Annotated in this window: 9 protein-coding genes; all 9 read left to right on the top strand. The window is 69.7% G+C overall.

The features are described from left to right. A partial coding sequence (locus tag GT354_RS13070; protein WP_161356473.1) for a phosphatase PAP2 family protein occupies positions 1-364 on the top strand: 364 nt, incomplete at its 5' end. A 3-nt stretch (positions 365-367) separates the two neighbouring features. Beyond that, positions 368-1330 (top strand): decaprenyl-phosphate phosphoribosyltransferase, encoded by a 963-nt coding sequence (locus GT354_RS13065; RefSeq protein ID WP_161356472.1) that lies wholly within the window; start codon positions 368-370, stop codon positions 1328-1330. Further along, entirely contained in the window at positions 1323-2708 is a 1386-nt protein-coding gene (locus tag GT354_RS13060; RefSeq protein ID WP_161356471.1) for an FAD-binding oxidoreductase, read from the top strand. The genes GT354_RS13065 and GT354_RS13060 overlap by 8 nt, the downstream gene beginning before the upstream one ends. 63 nt (positions 2709-2771) lie before the next feature. After that, the gene (locus GT354_RS13055) at positions 2772-3527 is read left to right on the top strand and encodes a decaprenylphospho-beta-D-erythro-pentofuranosid-2-ulose 2-reductase (RefSeq protein ID WP_161356470.1); all 756 of its coding nucleotides are present in this window, start codon (positions 2772-2774) and stop codon (positions 3525-3527) included. 109 nt (positions 3528-3636) lie between these two features. Next, a complete protein-coding gene (locus GT354_RS13050) occupies positions 3637-5382 on the top strand; it encodes a hypothetical protein (protein WP_161356469.1) in 1746 nt (581 codons plus the stop codon). A gap of 59 nt (positions 5383-5441) precedes the next feature. Further along, complete coding sequence (gene coaE, locus GT354_RS13045) at positions 5442-6050, top strand: dephospho-CoA kinase (RefSeq protein ID WP_161356468.1); 609 nt, start codon at positions 5442-5444, stop codon at positions 6048-6050. Between the two features lie 175 nt (positions 6051-6225). Continuing rightward, positions 6226-8307 (top strand): excinuclease ABC subunit UvrB, encoded by a 2082-nt coding sequence (gene uvrB, locus GT354_RS13040; protein ID WP_161356467.1) that lies wholly within the window; start codon positions 6226-6228, stop codon positions 8305-8307. Between the two features lie 242 nt (positions 8308-8549). Next, on the top strand, positions 8550-9122 hold the full coding sequence (locus tag GT354_RS13035; RefSeq protein ID WP_161356466.1) for a TerD family protein: 573 nt from the start codon (positions 8550-8552) through the stop codon (positions 9120-9122). 103 nt (positions 9123-9225) lie between these two features. Then, positions 9226-9794: TerD family protein (locus GT354_RS13030; RefSeq protein ID WP_161356465.1), on the top strand; the 569-nt coding region annotated here is incomplete at its 3' end.

The raw sequence follows: 9794 nt of genomic DNA, 5'->3' as shown, positions 1-9794 counted from the left end.
GCGGCGCGCCGATTGGCTGCGCGCGACCGCGACGGTGGCCGGCGCGCACGTGGCCAGCATGGTCGTCAAAAGGGTCGTGCGTCGGCCCCGCCCCGCCCTGCCGGGCCTGGAGCCCACCGTGCGCACGGCGGGACGACACAGCTTCCCGTCCTCGCACTCGGTCTCCTCGGCCGCCGCCGCCGTGGCGTTCCACGGCCTGTTGCCCACCGCCGTCACCGGTACGGCCGCCGCCGCCACCTGCTTCTCGCGGCTCGTCGTGGGCGTCCACTACCCGTCCGACGTCGCCGCCGGCGCGACGATGGGCCTCGCGGCCGGCGGTCTCGGCCGCGCCTGGGCCCGACGAGCGCGTCCCGAAGGGGTCTGAGTCTTGAGTACATCCGAAATCGAATCACCGCTCGAAGAGCGCGAGATCGTCGTCACGACGACCGTGGACGCGCCCGCGCGTCCGCCGCGCGGGGGGCTCCCGGGCGGGCTGCTCAAGCTCGCCCGGCCCAAGCAGTGGGTCAAGAACGTCCTGGTGTTCGCGGCTCCGTTGGCCTCGGGCAAGATCACCCACGGCTATGTCCTGGGCCACACCGCGATCGTCTTCCTGCTGTTCTGCCTCGCGGCGTCGGCGATCTACTACGTCAACGACGCGTTCGACGTCGAGGCCGACCGCGGCCACCCGACCAAGCGCAACCGCCCGATCGCCTCCGGCGCGGTGCCGGTCAAGCTCGCCTGGGTCCTGGGGCCCCTGCTCGGGGCGCTCGCCGTGGCGCTGGCGGTCCTGCTGTGCAACGCGGGCACCGCGCTCGTGCTGGGTCTGTACGTCGTGATGAACGCCGCGTACTGCTTCTCCTTCAAGCACGTGGTCGTGCTCGACCTGGCGATGGTCGCGTCGGGCTTCCTGTTCCGGGCGATGGCCGGCGGTACCGCCTCCGAACTGCCGTTGTCGCGTTGGTTCTTGCTCACTGCGGGCTTCGGCTCGCTGTTCATGGTCGCGGGCAAGCGCTACTCGGAGATGGTCCTGATGGGCGAGGAGGCCGCCAAGACGCGCGCCTCGCTGGCCAACTACTCGATCACCTACCTGCGCTTCGTGTGGCAGATGGCCGTGGCGGTGACGCTGCTCACGTACTCCCTGTGGGCATTTCAGATCCCCGAGGGCGATTCCACGCTCGCGTGGCACCAGCTTTCGCTGATCCCGTTCGGTTTCGCCTTCCTGCGCTACGCGGTCTACGTGGACGCCGGAACCGCGGGATCCCCCGAGGACGTTCTCCTCAAGGACAGGGTCCTCGTCGGCCTGGGTCTGCTTTGGCTTCTCACATTCGCTCTGGGAGTTTTCCATGTCTGACGGCCCATCGGCCGACGCACGACCGACCGCTCGGCGCATCAGCCTGAACGGTTGGGGACGTACCGCCCCCACCTTCGCGGACGTCGTGCGCCCCACCGACCGCGACGCGGTCGCGACCGCCCTCGGGCAGCGCACGTCGCGCGGTGTGATCGCCCGCGGCCTGGGCCGCTCGTACGGCGACCCGGCGCAAAACGGCGGCGGCACGGTCCTGGACATGACCGGCCTCGACCGGATCCTGGACGTGGATCTGGAGCGCGGGCTCGTCACGTGCGAGGCGGGGGTGAGCCTGGACCGGCTCATCGAACTGTTCGTCCCGTTCGGCTACTTCGTGCCCGTGACGCCCGGCACCCGGCAGGTGACCGTCGGCGGCGCGATCGGCGCGGACGTGCACGGCAAGAACCACCACGCGGACGGCAGTTTCTGCAACCACGTGCTGTCGTTCGACCTGCTGACGGCCGACGGCACGGTGCGCACGGTCACCCCCGAGACGGACGCGGACCTGTTCTGGGCCACCGCGGGCGGTATGGGCCTGACCGGTCTGATCCTGTCGGCGACGATCCGCATGACGCCCATCGAGACCTCGCTCGCGTCGGTGGACACCGACCGGACGAAGAACCTCGACGAGGCCATGGCGTTGATGGCCGAGACGGACGAGAAGTACACGTACACGGTCGCGTGGCTGGACTGCCTGGCCAAGGGCGCCGACCTGGGCCGCTGCGTGCTGACCTGCGGTGAGTTCGCGTCCTTGGACGAGCTCTCGCCCAAGCAGCGCCGGGACCCGTTGCGGTTCAGGAGCGGTTCGCTGCTGACCGTGCCCGACGTGGTGCCGGGCCGGTTGCCGAACAAGTTCACGATGGGCCTGTTCAACGAGCTGTGGTACCGCAAGGCGCCCAAGCACAAGGTCGGTCAGCTCCAGTCGATCACCGGGTTCTTCCACCCGCTCGACCTGGTCCAGGAGTGGAACCGCGTCTACGGGCGCACGGGCTTCCTCCAGTACCAGTTCGTGGTGCCGTTCGGCCGTGAGGACGGGCTCGTCAAGGCCGTCGAGACGATCAGCGCGCACGGCGCGCCGTCCTCGCTCACGGTGCTCAAGCGCTTCGGCCCGGGCAACGCGGGCTTCCTGTCCTTCCCCAAGCCGGGGTGGACGCTGACGCTCGACTTCCCGACGAACACGCCGGGTCTGTCGCGGCTGCTCAGGCAACTCGACGAGATCGTGCTCACCAACGAGGGCCGGTTCTACCTCGCGAAGGACTCGCGGATGGACCCCGCCGACCTCGCGCGCATGTACCCGCGGCTGGAGCAGTTCCGCGAGGTCCGCGCCAAGGTCGACCCGGACGGTGTCTTCGTCTCGGACCAGGCCAGGCGTCTGGGCCTGTGAGCCGTTCGCTCGGTCCGGCTCGATTTTTCTCGTCTCGACTCGTTTCTCTGTGAAGGACGCACCGTGAAAGACGCCCTGGGCGCACCGCAGTCCCTGCTCGTTCTCGGCGGTACCTCCGAGATCGCACTGACCACGGCCCGCGTGATGGTCGCCGAGCGGGTCCGGCGCGTCGTACTCGCCGGCCGACCCTCCAAGGCTCTGGACGCGGCCGCCGACGACCTGCGCGACCGCGGGGCGACCGTCGAGGTGGTCGCGTTCGACGCGGCCGAGAGCGACGACCACGAGAAGATCGTGGACGAGGTCTTCGCCGGCGGCGACATCGACGTCGTACTGCTGGCCTTCGGCGTGCTGGGCGACCAGGACGCCGACGAGAAGTCCCCGGCCGCGGCGGCGCGGGTCGCCCAGGTCAACTACGTGGGCGGCGTCTCGGCCGGCCTCGCGGCGGCGAACGCGCTGCGGCGGCAGGGCCACGGCGCACTCGCGGTGATCTCCTCGGTGGCCGGCGAGCGGGCCCGCAAGTCGAACTTCATCTACGGCTCGACCAAGGCCGGTCTGGACGCGTTCGCGCAGGGCCTGGGCGACAAACTGCACGGCACGGGGGTGCACGTGATGGTGGTCCGCCCCGGCTTCGTGCGCACCAAGATGACCGAGGGCCTGCCGGACGCCCCGCTGGCCACCACGCCCGAGATCGTCGCCGAGGCCATCGTCAAGGGCCTGCGCAAGAAGACCTCGGTGGTGTGGGTGCCGGGCGGGTTCCGCTTCGTGATGTCCGCGCTGCGGCACGTCCCGCGCCCCATCTTCCGCAAGCTGAACATCTGAAGCTCGCCCTCGGGGGCGCGACAACGCTGTTCCCGACCTTCGCCTTTCGGCACCTTCCGGCTCGCCCCTCCCAGGGGCGAGCCGGTTTCAGCGTTCAACGGAGATTGTGATGCACAGTGGCACGGTGGATCCGGAAGTCAGGCCGCAGGCCGCACCGGATCCGGAGGTCGGGCACAAACCGGGGGCGCGCCGGCGATTCGATCGCGCGGCGGCACAGCGGGCCCTGCCTGCGGTCGCGTCGATCGCGGCGGGCACCGCGCTGGTGGGCTGGCACGCGTCCAGGTACGGGCGCTGGATCGTCGACGACGCGGCGATAACCTACGTGTACGCCCGCAACATAGCCGAGGGGCACGGGCCCGTTTTCCAGCCCGGTGACGACCCCGTCGAAGGCTTCTCGAACCCGTTGTGGACGCTGATCCTGGTCATCGGTCGTTGGCTCGGGCTGTTCGACCGCGGCACGCTGTTCGGAGTACCGGACTACGTGCTGTTCCCCAAGGCGTTCGCGCTGCTCACCGTCGTCGTGATCCTCACGTGCGCCTACCTGATGACCTCGACGATCCTGCGGCGCGGCGCGTGGATCGTGCCGTTGGCCGTGGGCGCACTGTTCACTTTGTCCCCTTCCTTCGTGATATGGATGTTCTCCGGTCTGGAGAACCCGCTGTACGTGCTGTGTGCCGTGCTGCTCGCGACGATCCTCACCAGGTCGATCTCCGCCGATCGGCTCACCACCGTGACCCCGGCCGTGGCCGCGGGGTTGTGCGCGGCGGCCGCGGGCCTGACCCGGCCCGACGGCGCGCTCTACGCGGCCGCCTATCCGGTCGTCGTCCTGCTGTTCGTCACCCGGGACACATGGCGCCGGGCGCTGACCGTGGCGGCCGTGTCGTGCGCCGTCTTCTTCGTGCCCTACCTCGGCTATGTGGCGTGGCGGCGGATCGAGTTCGGCCGCTGGGTCCCCAACACCGCCGTCGCCAAGTCGCAGGAGACGCCCGACTGGGTCAGCGTCAACAAGGTCGTGGAGCTCCTCGGCGTGACCGGGTGGCTGCTCGCCGCCGTCGTGCTGATCTGCGTCGGCATGACCTTGACCCGCCCGGGACCGGCCCGGCGGCCGCTGGTCGGCCTCCTGGTGCCGTTCGTCCTCTCGGCGGCCGCGGTCGCGATCCTGTCCCCGGACTGGATGGGGCAGTTCCGCTTCGCGACGCCCCTGTGGGCGCTCGGCGCGATGATCGCCGTGCTGTGCGTGATCGAGCAGGTGCGCCGGGCCGATCTGCGCGGGCGAGTGGTGATCGTGTTCGCGACGTGCCTGGCGATCGGGACGACCGCGACGATCGCCGGCGACAACCGCACGCTCTTCCGCCACGACCCCACGACGCCCCTGTGCCTGGTCGCGGACATGCGTGGGAAGGCGTTCAACACCTACGCCGACGTGATCAAGCTGGGGGACCAGGGCACCTACCTGGGCCCGGACATGGGCGGCTTCGGTCTGACCACCCGGCTGCACATATTCGACCTGGCGGGATTGGTCGACGCCCCCATCGCCGACTACCTGTACGCGAAGGACCACGCGGGACTGCGCGACTACGTCCTGGAGAAGGTCAAGCCGACCTTCATCGACGCGAGCACCACGTGGGGTGGCGACCTGATCGAGGACCCCCGGCTGGGCCGTGACTACGAAAAGTTCTGGACGACCCGAAACGGCGGCCACTGGGTCCGCAAGGACGCGGTGACGCCCGAGCGGCTCACCGAACTGCTTCGGGTCGCGAAGATCATCGAGACCCGTGAACTCGCTCGCGTGCTCGAGTCGCCGCGGGCATCGTGCGGCTCGACGCTGCGGCGCGGCCAGACCCTGCCGTACTGACCGCGGGTGCGGCCGGGCTCTCGCGCGGCGGGAATCCCGGCCGCACTAGGCTGCGCCGCATGAAGCGACGGGGCAACGTGGGGCTGACCGGTGGGATCGGCGCGGGCAAGAGCGAGGTCGCGCGGCGACTCGCGGAGCTGGGCGCCGTGGTGATCGACTCGGACCGGATCGCGCGCGAGGTGGTCGAGCCGGGGACACCGGGTCTGGCGGCGGTGGTCGCGGAATTCGGGCCCGAGGTGTTGCTGCCCGACGGGACGCTGGACCGGCCGGGTCTGGGGCGCATCGTGTTCGGCGCGCCGGAGCGCCTGGCGGCGCTGAACGCGATCGTCCACCCGCTGGTGGGTGCGCGGGCGGCCGAGCTGACGGCGGCGGCCGGGCCGGACGCGGTGTTGATCAACGACGTACCACTGCTGGCGGAGAACGACCTGGCCGGGCTGTACGACCTCGTGGTGGTCGTGGACGCCTCCCCCGCCACGCAGCTCGACCGGCTGGTCCACCTGCGGGGCATGCCGGAGGCGGACGCCCGGGCGCGGATGGGCGCACAGGCTTCGCGGGAGCAGCGGTTGGCGGTCGCGGACGTGGTGATCGACAACGACGGGCCGTTGGAGGCACTGGAGCCTCAGGTCCGCAAACTCTGGTCGCGGTTGGTCGAGCGTTTCGCGGGTTGACTCGTCACCCGGGCGGCAGTGTCGTTCGTCGGTGCGTCGGCGCCCGTTGATCGGTCGTCGACCGGTGATCGACGAGCCTGCGAGGAGAGCGGCCGAAGGCCGCCGGCCGTTACGACCCGGCACCGACAAACGACGATCCCGTCGTTTGTCGGTGCCGGGTCGTAACGTTGACCGAGTGCGACCCATTACCGATCTCGAACGCAAAGTGGCGCCCTTCGAGGTCGTCAGTCCCTACCAGCCGTCAGGTGATCAGCCGCAGGCGATCGATCTTCTCGAGCAGCGGGTCCGGGCGGGCGACACGAACGTGGTGTTGCTCGGGGCCACCGGCACGGGCAAGTCGGCGACGACCGCGTGGATGATCGAGCGGCTGCAGCGGCCGACGCTCGTCATGGCGCCCAACAAGACGCTCGCCGCGCAGCTCGCCAACGAATTTCGCGAGCTGTTGCCCAACAACGCCGTCGAGTACTTCGTCTCGTACTACGACTACTACCAGCCCGAGGCGTACGTCCCCACGACGGACACCTACATCGAGAAGGACTCCTCGATCAACGAGGAGGTCGAGCGGCTGCGGCACTCGACCACCAACTCGCTGCTCACTCGCCGCGACGTCGTCGTGGTCGCGTCCGTGTCGTGCATCTACGGTCTCGGTACCCCGCAGGAGTACGTCGACCGCATGGTGCGCCTGCGCGTGGGCGAGGAGATCGAGCGCGACGACCTGCTGCGCCGCTTCGTCGGCAACCAGTACACGCGCAACGACGTCGCGTTCACCCGCGGCACGTTCCGGGTGCGCGGCGACACCATCGAGATCTTCCCGGTCTACGAAGAGCTCGCGATCCGGATCGAGATGTTCGGCGACGAGATCGAGTCGCTGATGACGCTGCACCCGCTGACCGGCGAGGTGGTCACCGAGGACGACGAGCTGTACGTCTTCCCCGCGACGCACTACGTGGCCGGTCCCGAGCGGCTGGAGCGCGCGGCCAACGGGATCGAGAAGGAGCTGGAGGAGTCCCTGGTCCGGATGGACCGGCAGGGCAAGCTCCTGGAGTCCCAGCGGCTGCGCATGCGCACGACCTACGACCTGGAGATGCTCCGCCAGATCGGCACGTGCTCGGGCATCGAGAACTACTCGATGCACATGGACGGTCGCGAGCCCGGCACCGCGCCGAACACGCTCCTGGACTACTTCCCCGAGGACTTCCTCCTCGTGCTCGACGAGTCGCACGTGACCGTGCCGCAGATCGGCGCGATGTACGAGGGCGACGCGTCGCGCAAGCGCACCCTCGTCGAGCACGGCTTCCGGCTGCCCTCCGCGATGGACAACCGCCCGCTCAAGTGGGAGGAGTTCCAGGAGCGGATCGGCCAGACGGTCTACCTCTCCGCGACCCCGGGCAAGTACGAGCTGGCCAAGGCCGACTCGGTGGTCGAGCAGATCATCCGCCCGACCGGCCTGATCGACCCCCAGGTCGTGGTCAAGCCGACCGAGGGCCAGATCGACGACCTGCTGCACGAGATCCGGATCCGGGCCGAGCGCGACGAGCGCGTCCTGGTGACCACGCTCACCAAGAAGATGTCCGAGGACCTCACGGACTACTTCCTGGAGCAGGGAGTGCGGGTGCGCTACCTGCACAGCGACATCGACACGCTGCGCCGCGTCGAGTTGCTGCGCGAACTGCGGCTGGGCGAGTACGACGTGCTGGTGGGCATCAACCTCCTGCGCGAGGGCCTGGACCTGCCCGAGGTCTCGCTCGTCGCGATCCTGGACGCGGACAAGGAGGGCTTCCTGCGTTCGGGCACGTCGCTGATCCAGACGATCGGCCGCGCGGCGCGCAACGTCTCCGGTCAGGTCCACATGTACGCGGACAAGATCACCCCGTCGATGGAGAAGGCGATCGACGAGACCAATCGACGCCGCGACAAGCAGATCGCCTACAACACCGAGCACGGCATCGACCCCACGCCGCTGCGCAAGAAGATCGTGGACATCCTCGACTCGATCGCCCGCGAGGACGCCGACACCGCGGGACTGCTGTCCGGCGACAAGGGCCGGCAGAAGGCGCCCGTGCCCAAGCTGGGCAAGGCGGCCAAGAACGCCAAGGACATGCCGGCGACCGATCTCACCGACATGATCCGGGTGATGACCGAGCAGATGCACGCCGCGGCGTCCGAACTGCAATTCGAGCTGGCCGCGCGGTTGCGCGACGAGGTCGGGGAGCTGAAGAAGGAGCTGCGCGGGATGAAGGCGGCGGGCATCGCGTAGGAGGATGTGGGCGCGGGCGAATCCGGGCCGAAAGGTCCGGATGCCCGGAAAGACGGGCCCGGCGGGAACGGCCTGTCCGGCCCGTGCGTCATGACCGGTAGGTTCGTGATCCACAGGTTCGCTGGGGACTGGCCGGGACACCGGCGGGACCCGAGGACTACTCTGCGGCCGTGTGGCCCGCCGTCCCGTCGGGGCGGGGTCCGCGAGCCGCTTGACCAAATGTGTGAGGGGAGACGTCGCCAGTGGCCGTCAACATGTCCAAGGGCCAGAGGATTTCACTCGACAAGCCGGGTGGTGGCGAGCTGACCATGGTCCGGATGGGCCTGGGATGGGACGCCATCAAGCGCCGCGGTTTGTTCGGCAGCCGGGAGAAGGAAGTCGACCTGGATGCGTCGTGCGTGCTGTTCGCCGACAACCAGCCGGTCGACGTGTGCTACTTCGGTCAGCTCACCAGCAAGGACGGGTCCGTTCGCCACACCGGCGACAACCTGACCGGGCACGGTGACGGCGACGACGAGTCGATTCTGGTCGACCTGTCGCGCGTGCCGGTGCACGTGGACCAGATCCTCTTCACGGTCAGCTCCTTCCAGGGGCAGACCTTCCAGGAGATCGAGAACGCGTTCTGCCGCATCGTGGACGAGACCACGGGCACGGAGCTCGCGCGCTACACGCTCTCCGGCGGTGGCAACTACACCGGCCAGATCATGGCCAAGCTCTACCGGCACGGCACCGCGTGGAAGATGGCCGCGATCGGTGAGCCGGCGCACGGCCAGACCCTGCGGGACCTGCTGCCGGCTCTGATGGCGCACCTGTAGGACGCAGAACCAAAAAAGGTGGGCGGGCCGGGTCGGGCGAGTGCGCCCCCCGGCCCGCTCGCGCGGGGTCCGTCCCGGCGGGGCGGGGAGGGGACGAACGCACGTGAGCACCGAACTGGTACGGGGTCAAAACCTGGCACTGCCCGACACCCGGGTGGAGGTCGAGGTCTCGGCACAATGCCCGGTCGAGCTGGTGGTGGCCCTCGTGGGGGCCGACGATCGAGTCCGCGGGGACGACGACGTCCTGCAACGGGGCGGTACGGACACCGCCGGGGTGACGATCCGTCAGTCCGGGGCGACCTTCGAATTGGACAAGCTGCCCGCCGACGTCGAGCGCGTTCTGGTCGCGGCCTCCCTGGAGGGCGGCGGCGTCGACCGGTTCGGCGTGGTGGCGGCTCCGGTGACCACCGTGCGCGCGGCCGGCGAGGATCTGGCCACCTTCCGGATCGCCGACCTGGGCAGCGAACGCGCGCTGCACACCGTCGAGCTGTACCGGCGCCAGGGGGCGTGGAAGGTGCGCGCCGTCGGGCAGGGCTACGAGGCCGGCCTGGAGGCGCTGCTCAAGGACGTCGGCGTACAAAACCGCGCCCGGGTCGTGGACCGGGCACGCACCGCGCTCGGGGGAGCCGGCGCCGCGCCGTTCAGCGCCGCCAACGCGCCCACCGAACCGCG

Origin of the sequence: Streptomyces sp. SID3343 (assembly GCF_009865215.1) — a bacterium.
GTDB lineage: Bacteria > Actinomycetota > Actinomycetes > Streptomycetales > Streptomycetaceae > Embleya.
Note: the sequence above shows the minus strand (reverse complement) of the source record. Positions and strands in the feature narration are given on the sequence as shown.